We start from the raw sequence: 14,848 nt of genomic DNA, 5'->3' as shown, positions 1-14,848 counted from the left end.
AGCGCATTCGCGGAGGGCAGGACATGAACACGACGACCACCGACACCGACCTGGAATCACCGGAAGACGAGCGCGACCCGGTCCAAGAGATGCGGGACCGCGTCCGGGCGGCGGGCTATCCGCCAGAACGGATCAAGGCCGAGACCGCGGCGTTCCATGAAATTAAGAAGCAGTACCCCCGGATGTACGCCGTGATCCGCTCGAAGTGGGACGGCGAGAAGTTGGTCGAGCCGTACCTGCTGGCCGTCGGCGATACGGAGCAAGAGGGGCTGTCGCTGTACGACGCCTTGCCGGACGAACAACGGGAAGGGGCGGAGGTCCGCTACGTCCACCCAGTCGATCAGGCGTTCGCTTACGTCCCCCAGGGCTAACCCGTCATGGCCCGCTGGTTCACGGTCAACCCAGAGTTCGAGGACGTTTCGACTCGGAACTACCTGGGTCTCAACTGCCCGTTCTTTCGCGTGCCGCTCGCCGTCCGCAACAACGCGACCGGGCAGTTCGTCCATCACCCCATCCCGTTCCTCTGGGACACCGGCTCTCACCTCTGCATGGTGAGCCGCGTTTTCGCCCTCCGGTACTCCCTCCGCCTGCACGACACCGACGACCGCATCCCCGGCGGTATCGGCGGCGTGGGCGGCAGCCAACCCGCGTGGCTGACCACGATGAAAGTCCAGTTCCCGCTCCTCTCGAAGCGGCGGCGCGAGCCGGACCTGGCGTTTCAACTGCACGTCATCGTCGTGGACCAACTAGCCATGCCGATCCTCGGCACCCGCGACGTGCTGAGGAACTTCAGCGCCGAATCGACGTGGGACGGCACGACCTTTACACTGAACCGGGACCACCACGGCGAGGCGGCATGAAAGGCGAGACGCATGGCCGACGGCCGCCAGCCCGGACGATGGGTACGACGAACCGCCTGGGTCGTTTTCGGGCTTCTCGCGGCGCTGCTGCTCATCCCGTTCCAACGATGGTCCTGGGACAGCCATTTTCCGAGTATCGAATACCGGTTGCGGTTCGTGGACGCGGACGGTCGGCCGGTCCCCGGCGTGCGGCTCGACGTGTTCACCCAGGCCGGGGGACGAAGTTACCTCTACCCGGTCGATGAGTTCGTGCCCGGAAACCCCGTCGTCTGCGACGCCGACGGGCGAATGACCTTTCACCACCGCGGGCTGACTTACGAGTGCGGCGGGCGGACCCGCGTGAACTTGCTGGGCTTGCAGTTTCACTCCGGCGAGGCACCGCAATACGACTGCGTGTTCACCCTCGACGGCCGGGAGGTGCGTCGCGTCCGGTACAACTCTTTGAGTCCCAAGGACTGGCCGAACTTGCCGACGGTCGAACGGCCGTGGGTCCGCCCCGCGTGGGTTGTTGAGGAAATGATCCGGATGGCCGATGCCGACGATGCGGAAGGGACCCGATTCTTCGACAGCAACCGGGACGGCCAACTCGACCGCGAGGAGCGAACGGCGAGACGATACTTCTTGGTCGTGTCGGAACGAAACGACCCCCCGAAGCCGTTCGAGTTCGCCGCCGTCGAATACACGATCGTCGTCCCGAATCGCTGATCGCTTCTTGTAGAATCACTTCCGCCCCGCGGCCCGCCGCGGCGCGGCGGCGTTCACGACTTGGAGTTCTCCATGCGCCTCTGCCTCACCCTCGCCGCACTGACGCTCTCCCTCGCCGCCCGCGCGGACACGCCGGAGGAAGTTTTCGCCAACCGGATCGTGCCGATCTTCAAGTCGCCGAACCCCTCGAGCTGCGTCCAGTGCCACCTCAGCGGCGTGGACCTCAAGGACTACATCCGCCCCTCCCACCGCGAGACGTTCCTCTCGCTGCGCGACCAGGGCCTCGTCGATCTCGACCGCCCGGAGAAGTCGAAGATTCTCCACCTCATCGACATGGGCAAGGAGGCGAAGAAGGCTACCGACGTTCAGCAGAAGACGCGGCAAGCCGAGTACGAGGCGTTCGCCGCGTGGGTGAAGGCGAGCTGCGCCGACGCCGAATTGCGGGCCGCGCCGAAGCTGGAAACCAAGGCGCTGGCGAGGCCGGCGAAGCCGGACGCGGTGATCCGCCACGCGCGGGCCGACCGGGTGCTGCAATCGTTCGAGAACACGGTCTGGGCGCTGCGGTTCCGGTGCGCCGGCTGCCACACGCCGGAGAGCGTGGCCGACCGCCGGAAGAAGAAGCCGGACGAGGAGCACGGCGAGCACATGGCGTGGATTCGGCCGACGGCCGCCGAAACGCTGGCGTACCTCACGCGGTCGGAGCTGATCGACGCGAAGAAGCCGGAGCGGAGCGTGCTGTTGCTCAAGCCGCTCAACGAGGAGGTGAAGCACGGCGGAGGCGTGAAGTTCCTCGTCGGCGACCAGGGGTACAAGGCGTTCCGGAGCTTCCTGGACGACTACTCCGCCGTGGTGCGCGGAAGCTATGCGTCGGCGGCGGAGTTGCCGGGGAAGCCGAAGGAAGTGCAGTTCGGCACGGAAGCGTGGCTGAAAATTAAGAACACGCCGCCGGCGTGGGCCGACAAGTACGTCGCCGTGAAGCTGTTCGCGTGGGACGCGGCCGCGAAGAAGTGGGCCGAGCGGCCGGTCGCCACGACCGACCGCAAGGTGTGGGGCGGCGGCAAGCTCTGGCAGCACAACCTCACGCTGCTGACGACGCCAGACTCGGCGGACGCGAAGACGTGGAAGGCGGGCACGCCGACGCTGCCGCCGGGCAAGTACCTGGTGAAGGTGTACCTGGACGCGACGGACAAGCTGGCGAAGGACTGGAAGGCGGAGCTGGGTGAGGCCGACTTCGTCGGGCAGGCGGAGGTCGAGTCGAAGTGGCCGACCGGCTACGGGAACATGACCGTGCTGGACGCGGCACGGGTGAAGTAGTCTGTCATATAGCGGTGTGGCTCTGCCCACCGCGCGGCCGGAGTCTTCGACGGCCGCACCACGCAGCCTCCCACGGGGAACTGATTTCGGTGGGAAAAAGATTCCCGCGGGAGGAACGTCTTTGCGCCCGCGTGAACCTTCCCGTGATACGTGGTGCGTCTCCGTGGTGCGGGTTCTCGAAGACTCGAACCCGCACGGTGGGCAGAGCCACACCGCTATATGTCCCCGACCACCTCGCCGGCCTGCATCGTGCAGAGGGCCGCGAGCGTCACCAGCGACACCGCATCCCGCACGAACTGCACGTGCCCGTCGGCGAACAGGAAGTTCGCCCCGCCCGTGTGGAAGCCGTACGGCTCGTTGTTGTTCCGCTTGTTCATCGCCACGGCGCAGCCCGGCGTCGCCGTGCCGCAGCCCTCCGTCAACCCGTCGGCGCTCGACCCGTCCAGGCTGAACGGGCCTTCGCTGTCGATCCAGCCGATCCCCTGGTCGTTGCCGACGGCCGCGTTCACCGACCGGTTGTTGTACACCAGCGGCCGCGCCCCGCACTCGACGACCACGATCGTGTTCGACGTGCCGTCCTGGACGCCGACCATCGTCGTCCGCGAGTTCCGCGACATGACCGAGAACCGGTTGCCGGCCGTGTAGAACCCGGCCGTCGGCAGGTGCGGGTTGATCGACCCCGGCTGCACGCCGAGGATCGCCTCGTAGTCGGTCGGGGCGAGGGCGTTGGGGAACGTCATCGCCGGCCGCGGCGGCTTCGCGATGGCGGACGTGACCGTCGCCCGGTTCGGCACGCTCGGGCACTGGTACGTCTTCACCGGCACGGCCCCGGCCACGAGGTTGTTCCCCTCCCACCAGTTGACCTTGAAGTCGTAGAGCTGCTTGAGGTTCTCCTGCTCGATGTACGGCAGGGTGAGCGGCCGCCAGCCGACGAACTTGCCGTCCGGGTTGCCGGGGCCGGCCACCGTCCACCCGGACGCCGGGAAGACGGTGTTCGTGTCGTGGAACCCGTGCAGCGCCAGGCCGAGCTGCTTGAGGTTGTTCAGGCACTGGGCGCGGGCCGCGGCCTCGCGGACCTTCTGGACGGCGGGCAGCAGCAGGCCGATGAGGATGGCGATGATCGCTATGACGACGAGCAGCTCGATGAGCGTGAACCCGCGGCGGTGGGGACGCATGGGGCATCCGGGGTGGGGACAAGAACGGAGTGAACGGCTTCGATTCTACCGCAGGTGAGACGGAGAGGTGTGAGAAATCGTTCGCCCGGCCGCGAAAGCGGCGCGGGTTGTCGGGGTTGAACGGCGGGGCGGCGTATGAGAAACGAACGACCGCCGGGGATCGTCTAGAGAATGCGCGGCCCGCCGGCCGGCCGTTCCGTGCCTGACCCGATACCCACCAACCCCGCCCCGACTCGCAAGGGTGTTCCATGTTTGACTTCCGCCCGCATTCCCGGCCCCGGTTGCGCATCGAACGGCTGGAAGACCGCGTCACCCCGGCGTTCGGCCTCGACCCGACGTTCGGCGACGGCGGGCAGGTCACCCTGCCGACCGGGGCCTGGTCGGAATTGCAACTCGCCGCACTGCCCGGCCCGGACGTGCTCGTGGCGACCCGGACGCCGGGCGGCCCGGTCCTGACCCGCGTGACTCCGACCGGCGCGGCGACCGCGGCGGCCGCGAACCTCCGCCTCTTCGTGCAGACGAGCGTCCACACCCGGCCGGACGGCAAGGTCCTCGTCGCCGGGTACGGCTACCCGAACGACACGGAGGCGTTCGTCCCGGAGTACCCGGCGGCGCTGTACCAACTGAACGCCGACGGCAGCATCGACACGACGTTCGGGAACAACGGGTACGTGTTCGTCGGCGGCGAGTTCGGCACGCACGTCGACGGCACCGAGTTTCAGGTGGCGGTCCTGGCCGACGGGTCGGTCCTCGCCGCGGCCGGGCAGGAGTTCTTCGATGTGAACTCGCAACCGCAGCGGTTCGTGACCGTGCGGAAGTTCACCGCGACCGGCGGCCTCGACACGACGTTCGGCGACGGCGGCACGGCCCGCGTTCCGCTCCCGGCCGCCGCGTCCTCGACGTTGAGCGGCTTCGGTGGGGACGTGATCGCGATCGCGAACGTCCTCGCGGACGCCGACGGACGGATCGTGGTCGCCGGGAGTACCTTTCAAGACCGGGTGGCGGACGGATTCGTGATCCGCCTCCGCCCGAACGGGGCACGCGATGCCGGGTGGGGGACCGACGGCCTCCTGGAACTAAGTACCCTGTTGCCGGCCCCCTCGAACACCGAGTATTACGTCAGCGATGTGGTGGACACGGCCCGCGGCCTGGTGGTGCAAATCGCCGGCAAATACACGGCCGCGTTCCTGGCCGTGATCGACGCCGGCATCTCGCTCAAGCCGCCCCGCGACGAGTTGATCCGCCTAACGCCGACGGGCACGCTCGACCCGACCTTCGGCGACAGCGGGCGGGCGAGAACCAGCTTGGCGACCCTCCGGGGGTACGACGCATTCCGGTCGAGCCTCGCGCCCCCGGACACGTTCAGCGAAACGACCCTGGTCCAACTGCCGGACGGGCGGTTCGTCGTGGCCGGGTCGGACCACGAGACGAGCGAAGGGGAAACGGTCGTCGATCGGTTCGCGGCCGTCGAGGTGTTCACCGCCGACGGGGCGAGCGAACAAGTATTGAAGCTGGCCACGGAACGCGTGACCGGCGAACAGTTTTACCAGAGCAGCGCGACGCCGACGGTCATGGACCTGCTGTTGGACGGGGACCGCCTGCTGGCCGTGTACGGCGCGAACGGCCGCGGCGGGACCTTCGAGCCGTACCAGCCGTTCCGCCAGGACGTCCGCGTCGCGGCGCTAGTGGACCCCCAAGCCCCGGCCCTGACGCTTCTCCCGGCCGTCCCCGGCGACCTGAACGGCGACCGGGTGGCCGAGACGGTCCGCGTCGTGGACACGAACCGGCTGGAAGTGACGGACGGCAAGACTGGGGCGGTCCTGGTCGCCGGCTACCAGCCCTACGAGGAGCGGTACAAGGGCGGGCTGTCGTGGGACGCCGGCGACCTCGACGGCGACGGGAAGTCCGAGATCGCGGTGTGCGCCCAGGCCGGCGGCAGCGCGCGGGTCGTGGTCCTGCGGCTGTCGGCGGACGGGGCGGCGCTGGAGCAGGTCCACAGCTTCTTCGGCATCGCGGACGCGAACTTCCGCGGCGGCGGCACGGTCGCCATCGGCCGGTACTTGGCGGCCGGGACGCAACTGGCGGTCGGGGCCGGCAAGGGGGGCGGGCCGCGGGTGACGGTGTACGACGGGACGACCCTCGCCGCCGGGCTGCGGCCGGAAGTGGTGGACAACTTCATGGCCTTCGAGGACGCGAACTTCCGCGGCGGGTGCTTCGTGGACTTCGTGCCGACGGCGGGCGGCGACGCCCTGGCCGTCGGGGCCGGGGTCGGCGGCGCGCCGCGGGTGCAGGTGTTCCAGCCCGCCGCGGGCACGGCAGTTGTCAGCACGTTCCCGGTTCCGCGGACGGTGATCGCGAACGCTTACCTCGGCGACCCGACCAGCCGGACCGGCATCGACCCGGCCGCCGCGGAGGAGGAAGTCCGGGCGTTGATCGGTTCGTAGTCGCGGCGCACTTCCCCGGTTGCCGCCGCCCCGCGGCCGCGTACCTTGAACGCACGCTCATATCGTGGTTCAAGTCTCGCGGCCGCGGGGGTTTCTCATGAGTAACGTGGACAAGCTCCGACACGCCTACCAGCGGTGGCACGACACCCGCGGCCAGGACGAGGCCGTCTGGCTCGACATGGCGGCCGAGGACTTCAAACTCCGCTCCCTCGGCGAGGGCCGGCCGGGGGTGGAGTTCTCCAAGAAGCGGAGCGGCCGGGACGAGTTGAAGCAGTACCTGGCCGGGCTGAAGGCCGACTGGGAGATGGTCTACTACCGGACCGACGAGTTCATCGAGCACGGCGACCGGGTCGTGGCGGTCGGCGAGTGCTCGTGGACGTGCAAGCACACCGGGAAGACCGTGGTGTCGCCGACGGTCGGGCTGTGGCGGTTCCGGGACGGGAAGGTGACCGAGTACTTCGAGTTCTTCGACACCGCCGCCGCGATGGCCGCGACGCGGAAGGATTGATTTGTAGGGCGGGTCAAGGCTTTGCGCCGACCCGCCGGGGGACCGCAACCGCACGGAGAACCGCCGAACCGGCCGGGACCGCGTCGGCGGGTCGGCGCAAAGCCTTGACCCGCCCTACAAGACGGTTGCCCTCGTTTCATTTCGCAGCTAGCTTGAACACATCCCCGCCCGCGCCGGTGTGCGCGTTCGCTCGCCCTCTCTCGGAGTCGATATGTCGCGTTGGACCCGTGCCCTGTTCGCCAGCGTGCTGGCGGGCGGATTCGCCCTCGTCGCCCTCGCCGTGCCGCCGGAGCAGGAGAAGAACAAGAAGAACGCCGCCGACCAGTCGCCGGACGCGGCCGCCGGGCGGGCCCAAATCGAGGGCGGCCTCAAGGCCACCGTCTGGGCCGCCGAGCCGCAGTTCCAGAACCCGATCGCGTTCGCGTTCGACGAGGCCGGCAAGTGCTACGTCGTCGAGGCGAACCGGTACAAGGACGGCGTGCCGGACACCCGCGGGCACATGTACTGGCTGGACGAGGACATCAACGCCGCCTCCGTCGCCGACCGCGTCGCGATGTACAAGAAGCACAACTACCCACAGTTCGAGAAGTTCGAGGACCGCGTGCGGGTGCTGTGGGACAGCACCGGCAGCGGGCACGCGGACAAGGCGGAGACGTTCACCGGCGGGTACAACCGGACCGAGGACGGCATCGCCGCCGGCGTACTGGCCCGCAAGGGGTCGGTCTACTTCACCTGCATCCCGGACCTGTACGTGCTGAAGGACGCGGACGGCGACGGCAAGGCGGACGAGAAGAAGTCGCTGGCCACCGGGTTCGGCGTGCGGGCGCAGTTCCAGGGCCACGACCTGCACGGCCTCCGCATGGGGCCGGACGGCAAGCTCTACTTCAGCGTCGGCGACCGCGGGTTCAACGTCACCACGAAGGAAGGGAAGAAGCTCTACTACCCGGACGCCGGGGCCGTGCTGCGGTGCGATCCGGACGGCGCGAACCTGGAGGTCGTCCACGCCGGGCTGCGGAACCCGCAGGAGCTGGCGTTCGACGACTTCGGAAATCTGTTCACCTACGACAACAACTGCGACAGCGGCGACTCCGCGCGGTGGGTGTACGTCGTCGAGGGCGGGGACAGCGGGTGGCGGTGCGGCTACCAGTACGGCACGCACATGCACACGGCGGCCGTGCCGCAGGGCAACCGCGGGCCGTGGAACACGGAGAAGCTCTGGCACCTCCAGCACGAGGGGCAGCCGGCCTACGTCGTGCCGCCGCTGGCGCACTTCGGCAACGGGCCGTCCGGCCTCACGCACTACCCCGGCGTCGGGCTGGGCGACAAGTACAAGGACCACTTCTTCGCGTGCGACTTCACGGCGAGCGCGGGCAACAGCAAGATTTGGACGCTGGCGGTGAAGCCGAAGGGGGCGGCGTTCGAGGTCGTGAACCTGCGGCCGTTCGTGCAGGGCGTGGTGCCGACGGACTGCGAGTTCGGGCCGGACGGGGCGTTCTACTGGAGCGACTGGCTCGGCGGCTGGGACAAGCCGAACAAGGGCCGCCTGTTCCGCGCCGCCGACCCGGAGGCGATGAAGAACCCGGCCATCGAGGAGGCGCGGAAGCTGCTTGCCGACGGGCTGGAGAAGAAGAACGTGGACGAGCTGGTGAAGCTGCTCGATCACCCGATTCAGAATGTACGGCTGGAGGCTCAGTACGAACTGGCTAGCCGAGATGCGGTAACAGAACTCCGACATGTTGCGAAGAACGCAAAGTCACTTCGAGCTCGACTCCACGCGATTTGGGCACTCGGGATGCGGAAAAAGTTGGACTACAAAGAAAACAAGTTCGCAATCACCCTCGCGACCGATCCAGATGCAGAAATTCGCCGACATGCCGCTCGATTGATCCAACGCCACACTTGGTGGAGTGGGCAATTTGAGGCCGAGGTGATTCGGGAAGAATCGCGGACGGCTCTCATCAAATTGACGAAGGATCAAGACCTACGAGTGAAGGCAGAGGCGATTCTGGCCTATGGTCAGATCGGTCCGGCTCAGCATACCTTCACACCGGTGTCCGAGGTGGGCTACTTCGCCCCATTTTTTGAACTACTCGCCGAAAATAAGGACCGCGATCCATACCTTCGACAGGCAATCGTGACCGGACTTGTTCGGGCGGAGCAGGCCGGCTGGGCCAGCCTGTACACGGCTTGGAAAGGGGCCAAAAGTGATAACCCCTCCGTGCGGCTCGGTGTGGTTTTGGCACTCCGACAAACACACAACCCGAAGATCGCGGAGTTTCTGACCGACGTGGAATCGCGGATCGTTGCTGAAGCCGCCCGTGCCGTACACGACAACAACATGACGGACGCCATGCCCGCGCTCGCGGCGCTGCTCGACAAGCCGGGGCTGCCGGAGGCGGTGGCGTTCCGGGCCGTCAGCGCGAATTTCAAGCTCGGCACGCCGGAGGCCGCGGCCCGCGTCGCGAACTTCGCCGCCCGCGCGTCCGAGGCGGACCCGCTGCGGATCAGCGCCCTCAAGCTGCTCGGCGAGTGGGCGAAGCCGTCGAAGCGGGACGCCGTGACCGGCTGCCGCCAAGACCTGCCGGACCGCGACGCCGCCATTGCCGTGAACGCGCTGAAACCGGTCATTGGCAAGGCGTTCGCCGGGTCGGACGCGGTCCGCAAGGAGGCCGTGCAGGTCGTCGCGAAGCTCGGCATCACGGAGGTCGGCGAACTGCTCGCCGCGATGGTCGCCGACGGGAAGCAGTCCGCGACGACGCGGGCCGAGAGCCTGTTCGCGCTCGAGGCGCTGAAGGCGAAGGAACTGGCCGACACCGCGAAGGCGGCGCTTCAGGCGAAGGAGCCGAAGCTGCGGGCGGCGGCGCGGGTGGTGATCGCGAAGGCGAACGAGGCCGTCGCCGCGCAGGAACTTCCGCGACTGCTGAAGGACGAGGCCGCCAGCGCCATCGAGAAGCAGATGGCCCTCGGCGTCCTCGGCGGGATGAAGGAGTCGAAAGACGTGGACGCGGCCCTGGCCGGGTGGCTGGACGCGCTAATCGCGGACAAGGTCCCGGCGGAACTGAAGCTCGACGTGCTGGAGGCGGCCGAAGCCCGCACCCGGACGAAGGGGCTGAAGCTGCACGCCCCGCTGCGGGAGAAGCTGGCCGACTACGACAAGACCGTCCGCGCGAAGGCCGGCCCGGACACGGTGAAGCGGTATCCCGAAACGCTCGCCGGCGGCGACGCGGAGCGGGGCCGGGACATCTTCCTGAACAACGCGGCCGTCTACTGCCAGCGGTGCCACAAGCTCGACGGCCAGGGCGGCGACGTGGGGCCGGTCCTCAACGGCATCGCCGCGCAGAAGGACCGCGACTATCTGTTGGCGTCGATCGTCAACCCGAACGCGACGATCGCGATGGGCTACCAGAGCGTGATCCTGGAGTTGGTGGACGGCAAGCAGGTCAGCGGCATCGTAAAGAACCAGACGGCGAAGGAGTTCACGCTCATCACGGCCGACAACAAGCTCATCACGATCCCGGCGGACGACGTGGACGGGAAGCCGAAGCCGGACAAGTCGGCGATGCCGGAGGACCTGTACAAGAAGCTGTCGAAGCGGGAGCTGCGGGACGTGGTCGAGTTCCTGGCGACGTTGAAGGAGCCAGCGAAGAAGTAGGCGTCACGTTTTCGCTTAAGTCGGCGGCATCGGCCTTGCAGCAGGAAACGGGTTGCTCACTCCGTTCGCCCGTCCCTGCTGCGAGGCACGCCATGACGCACCCACCCGAAACGTTGTCCCACGCCGAACAACTCAAGAAGCTCGCCGACCTGGTCAAGGACATCCGCGTCACCATGTTCACCACGTTCGACGCGAAGACCGGGAAGCCGCACGCCCGGCCGATGTACACGCAGAAGCTCGACGCCGAGACGTTCACCGGGTCGCTCTGGTTCCTGTCGGACATCCACTCCGGCAAGGTGGACGAGCTGAACGCGAACCCGGCCGTGCTGTTGACCTACGCCGACCCCGGTAAGAACCGGTTCGTGACCGTTACCGGCACGGCCGACGCGGAGCGGGACCCGGCGAAGGCGAAGGAACTGTGGAACGTCCACGCGAAGGGGTGGTGGCCGGGCGGCCCGGACGACCCGAACCTCGGCATCATCCGCGTGGACGTGGCGGAAGCCGAGTACTGGGACGGGCCGTCGCAGTTGTCGTACCTGTTCAGCCTGGTGAAGGCGGTCGCCACCGGCAACCGCGTGCAGACGACCGCGGAACACGGCGTCATGAAGCCGTAACGAACCAACTATATAGCCGCCGGCTTGCCGGCGGGGTTTTGCGGCTCTCAAAACCCCGCCGGCAAGCCGGTGGCTATATTTCAAACCGTCAGCGTCAGCAGCGTCAGCTCCGGCCGGCAGCCGAACCGCACCGGCAGCCCGCTCACGCCGAGGCCACGGGACACGTACACCTTTGTCTCCGGGGCCTGCACGAACCCCGCGCGGTACTTTTGTCCACTCCCGACCCACGGCGACCCGACCACCGGCAGCCGCACCTGGCCGCCGTGCGAGTGGCCGCTCAGCACGAGGCCGACCCGCGGGTCGCGGATCGACTCCGCGAACGTCGGGTTGTGGCTCACCAGCACGCACGCGTCCTTCGCCGCCGCGTCGCCGAGCGCCGGTCCCAGTGCCGGCTTCCCGCGTTCCAAATCATCGACGCCCGCTAGCCGCAGCCGGCCGTCACCCAGTTTCAGCCAGACGCCGGCGTTCGTCAGCTCGGTGACCTTCGCCGTCCGCATCGCGGCCCGCGTCTCCTCAACGCCGTGGCGGTAGTCGTGCGTGCCGAGGACGCCGAAGACCCCGTGCGGGGCGCGGAGGTCGGCGAGTACGTCGAAGCACGGGGCGATGTACTTGCGGTCCCGGACGGCGTAGTCGCCGCCGAGGACGATCACGTCCGGGTCGAGCAGGTTCGTGGTGCGGACGAGGGACCGGATCGAATCGAGGTCGTTGTACGGGCCGAAGTGGATGTCCGTCAGGAACGCGACGGTCAGGCCGTCGAGCGCCGGCGGCAGGTTCGGCAGCCGGAACGTCGGCTTCTCGACCCGGACCCAGCTCGCCTCGAAGAAGCCGTACCCGGTCCCGCCGAGGCCGGCGGCGATTGCGGAGGAGGCCAGGTACTTCAGACACGCGCGGCGGTTCATGCCGGGTTCCTTGCGAATCGCGTTCCCGTCGTGTGAGGGTAACGGAACCGGCCGCCGTTCGCGAGGCGAATCGCCCGATCCGGCGGCACGATTTTCCGGGGTCGTCGGGGCGGGCGTTGCCGAAAGTTAACGCCGTTAGTTATCGCCGCCCGGCCTTCAGGCGGGCGTAGAGTTTTTCGGCCGTCGGGATGCGATCCGCCGGCCGCTTCTTCAACAGGTCCAGCACGACCTCGTTCAGCCACAGGGGCAGCTCCGGCCGGTGCGCGATCGGCGGGAACGGCCGGGCCTCGGAGATCAGCCGCATGAGCGTGCCCATGCCGGCCGCCTGGAACGGCAGGTGGCCGGTACACATGTTGTAAAGGACGGCCCCGAGCGAGAACAAATCCGACCGGCCGTCCAGCGGCAGCCCGTCGATCTGCTCCGGGGACATGAACAGCGGGCTGCCGACCAGCGCTCCGGCCTGCGTGATGCCGAAGTTCGTCGTCGCGCGGGCCAGCCCGAAGTCGCTCACCTTCACCCGGTTCGTCGCCTCCTCGATGAGGATGTTCGACGGCTTGATGTCCCGGTGGACGATCCCCTTCGCGTGCGCCGCCGCCAGCCCGAGCGCCATCTGGCCGCCGTACTCGACGACCCACTGGACCGGCAGCGGCCCGTCCCGCTCGACCCGGTCCTCGACCGACCCGCCGCGGACCAACTCCATCACGATGAACGGCATCCCCTCGGCCGTGCCCACCGCGAACACGCCCACGACGTTCTCGTGCGCGATCGCGGCGAGCGCCTGCGCCTCGCGGGTGAACCGCAGCCGGGCCTCCGGGTTGGCCGCGAACTCCGGCGACATGATCTTGATGGCGACCTCGCGGCCGAGGGCCGGATCGACACCCCCGAACACGACGCCCATCGCCCCGCGGCCGAGGATTTGCTTCACGTGGTACTGCTGGAGCTGACACCCCTCCGGCGGCAGCCCGGCCAGGAAGTCGAGCGAGAACGCCGGCAGGTTCAAGCCTGGAAACCGGCCGGACGCCGGCGCGGCTTCCGCCGGTTGCCCGACCGGGTCGGCGGCCGCGTCCCGGATCGACACGTGCGCGACCGACTGCCGGAACTGGTTCGACAGCGCCAGATCGACCAGCGCCTCGCTCCCGCGGGTCAGGACGGCGGCGAAGTCCGGCGACTCGTGGACCTCCACGTCGAGGAGGCTGGTGAACGCCCGAATCTTCGGCGCGACGCCTTCGAGGAACGCGATGAGATGCTTCTTCGACAGGTCGAACCGGCTCGACGCCTTCGCCAGCATCTCGGCCAGCATCTTCGGCGACTCGGCCACGTGGTCGAGGCTGGTGAGCATCTCGACGAAGCTCAAAAGCTCGGCCCGCTCCGCCCACGACGGCCGGGCGGTCGCCTTGTCCGGCTGGTGGTGGTGGCGGATCGGCTCGACCACGTCCGGCGGCAGCTTCCACTCGGTCAGCAGTTCGGCCGACACCTCCGCGTGGTTCACGCCGAACAGCCGCTCCTCGACGGCGAGCCGGTTCGCGATTACGTCGATCACCGGCATCTTGCACATGGCGTCCCACGCCGCCGGGTTGGCCTGCGTGAGCAGCAACATCCCGAGGTCGCGGAGCAGCCCGGCGACGAGGTCGTACCCCGGCGACGACTTGCCGCGGACGGCCGACAGCTCACGGGCGAGGATGCCGCCGCTGACGGAGCTGATCCAGAAGTCGCGGTTCGTCTTCGTGGTCGCGGACCGGGACTGGATGACCGGCAGCGAGAGGCCGAGGACGAGCGACCGGAGCGGGTTCATGCCGAGCTGGATGACGGCCCGCTCGACGGTGGCGATCGGCTGCGTGCCGGTCGAGAAGACGCACGAGTTGACGGCCTTCAGCACCTTCCCGCACAGCACCGGGTCCTGGGCGAGCAGGTCGGCGATCTCCTTCGGCGTACACTCGTCGTCGCTGGCCGCGTCCACGACCCGCAGCGCGACGGCCGGCGGCGTGATGAGCCGGGCGTGCTTCAAGATGGCGGCGAGCTTGGTCTTCGGGTCGCCGGGCGGGGGCACGGCCTGAGTCGCCTTCGGCGACCCGAGGACGGTGGAATTCCATGTCACGGGAGGATCACCAACGGTGGACGACGGCCGGGGCGGCGGCGTAACGGAAGGATAGAACACCGGTTCGCGCGATGCGCGAAGGCGGCGTCGGAATTCCCGCCGGTTCAGGCGGGCGTGCATATTTGCCGGCGGCGGCTCACTTCACCTTCGGTTTCATCCGCGCCGCGGTCCCTTGGATGTTCGCAAGGCCCCAGTCCTTGATGAACTCCAGGATCGGCAAGAGCGACTTCCCCTTCGGCGTGAGGTGGTAGCCGGCTTCGTCTCGCGCGAGGACGCCGTGGTCCACCAGCCGGGCGAGGCGGTCGGTCAGGATGTTCGTGGCGATCCCCTCCGGCGACGCGCGGAACTCCTTGAACTGCGACTTCCCGAACAGGCAGTCGCGGACGACGAGCAGCGTCCACCGGTCGCCGATCAGGTCGAGCGTGCAGGCGATGGGGCACGGGGAGCGGCGGGGTTTCGGCATGGGTTCCAAGCGACCTCGGTTCATGTCTGTTCTTGTTCCCTCCCCCCTTGGGGGGGAGGGTTAGGGAGGGGGGTGAGCCTCCAGCCGCGGCCGCGATCGTCACCGCTGGAGGAGGGCCG

At 68.3% G+C, this 14,848-nt stretch carries 12 protein-coding genes; 8 read left to right on the top strand and 4 right to left on the bottom strand.

Annotated features, from left to right (window positions below):
- The first annotated feature begins 23 nt into the window (after positions 1 to 23).
- From AC5JJ2_RS26280 to AC5JJ2_RS26265, 4 genes are all read left to right on the top strand, one after another.
- Positions 24 to 371, top strand: a complete 348-nt coding sequence (locus AC5JJ2_RS26280) for a hypothetical protein (RefSeq protein WP_495861023.1) — start codon at positions 24 to 26, stop codon at positions 369 to 371.
- A 6-nt stretch (positions 372 to 377) separates the two neighbouring features.
- Positions 378 to 860, top strand: coding sequence for a hypothetical protein (locus tag AC5JJ2_RS26275; protein ID WP_495861022.1), 483 nt, complete (start codon positions 378 to 380; stop codon positions 858 to 860).
- 12 nt (positions 861 to 872) lie between these two features.
- Complete coding sequence (locus AC5JJ2_RS26270; protein WP_495861021.1) at positions 873 to 1,565, top strand: hypothetical protein; 693 nt, start codon at positions 873 to 875, stop codon at positions 1,563 to 1,565.
- 72 nt (positions 1,566 to 1,637) lie between these two features.
- The gene (locus AC5JJ2_RS26265; RefSeq protein ID WP_495861020.1) at positions 1,638 to 2,879 is read left to right on the top strand and encodes a hypothetical protein; all 1,242 of its coding nucleotides are present in this window, start codon (positions 1,638 to 1,640) and stop codon (positions 2,877 to 2,879) included.
- Between the two features lie 215 nt (positions 2,880 to 3,094).
- Here AC5JJ2_RS26265 and AC5JJ2_RS26260 read toward each other — a convergent pair whose 3' ends face one another.
- A complete protein-coding gene (locus AC5JJ2_RS26260; RefSeq protein WP_495861019.1) occupies positions 3,095 to 4,054 on the bottom strand; it encodes a DUF1559 domain-containing protein in 960 nt (319 codons plus the stop codon).
- A gap of 248 nt (positions 4,055 to 4,302) precedes the next feature.
- On the opposite strand from AC5JJ2_RS26260, the gene AC5JJ2_RS26255 reads away from it, so the two are divergent.
- The 4 genes from AC5JJ2_RS26255 (at position 4,303) to AC5JJ2_RS26240 (ending at position 11,272) form a co-directional block, all read left to right on the top strand.
- Positions 4,303 to 6,498 carry a hypothetical protein gene (locus AC5JJ2_RS26255; protein WP_495861018.1) on the top strand — a complete coding sequence of 732 codons (2,196 nt, stop codon included), beginning with the start codon at positions 4,303 to 4,305 and terminating at the stop codon, positions 6,496 to 6,498.
- Positions 6,499 to 6,595: 97 nt separating this feature from the next.
- Positions 6,596 to 7,006: a nuclear transport factor 2 family protein gene (locus tag AC5JJ2_RS26250; protein WP_495861017.1), complete on the top strand. Its 411-nt coding sequence runs from the start codon at positions 6,596 to 6,598 to the stop codon at positions 7,004 to 7,006.
- 211 nt (positions 7,007 to 7,217) lie between these two features.
- Positions 7,218 to 10,658, top strand: a complete 3,441-nt coding sequence (locus tag AC5JJ2_RS26245; RefSeq protein ID WP_495861016.1) for a PVC-type heme-binding CxxCH protein — start codon at positions 7,218 to 7,220, stop codon at positions 10,656 to 10,658.
- A 92-nt stretch (positions 10,659 to 10,750) separates the two neighbouring features.
- Entirely contained in the window at positions 10,751 to 11,272 is a 522-nt protein-coding gene (locus tag AC5JJ2_RS26240; RefSeq protein ID WP_495861015.1) for a pyridoxamine 5'-phosphate oxidase family protein, read from the top strand.
- Positions 11,273 to 11,352: 80 nt separating this feature from the next.
- Here AC5JJ2_RS26240 and AC5JJ2_RS26235 read toward each other — a convergent pair whose 3' ends face one another.
- The 3 genes from AC5JJ2_RS26235 to AC5JJ2_RS26225 all read right to left on the bottom strand — a co-directional run bounded on the left by AC5JJ2_RS26235 (position 11,353) and on the right by AC5JJ2_RS26225 (position 14,729).
- Complete coding sequence (locus AC5JJ2_RS26235) at positions 11,353 to 12,171, bottom strand: metallophosphoesterase (RefSeq protein ID WP_495861014.1); 819 nt, start codon at positions 12,169 to 12,171, stop codon at positions 11,353 to 11,355.
- 139 nt (positions 12,172 to 12,310) lie between these two features.
- A complete protein-coding gene (locus tag AC5JJ2_RS26230; protein WP_495861013.1) occupies positions 12,311 to 14,266 on the bottom strand; it encodes a protein kinase domain-containing protein in 1,956 nt (651 codons plus the stop codon).
- Positions 14,267 to 14,402: 136 nt separating this feature from the next.
- Positions 14,403 to 14,729, bottom strand: coding sequence for a winged helix-turn-helix transcriptional regulator (locus tag AC5JJ2_RS26225; protein ID WP_495861012.1), 327 nt, complete (start codon positions 14,727 to 14,729; stop codon positions 14,403 to 14,405).
- Between the last annotated feature and the right edge of the window lie 119 nt (positions 14,730 to 14,848).

The sequence above is a fragment of the Limnoglobus sp. genome, from assembly GCF_059499385.1.
The sequence above is the reverse complement of the archived record's forward strand: the minus strand, read 5'-3'. Positions and strand labels throughout refer to the sequence as shown.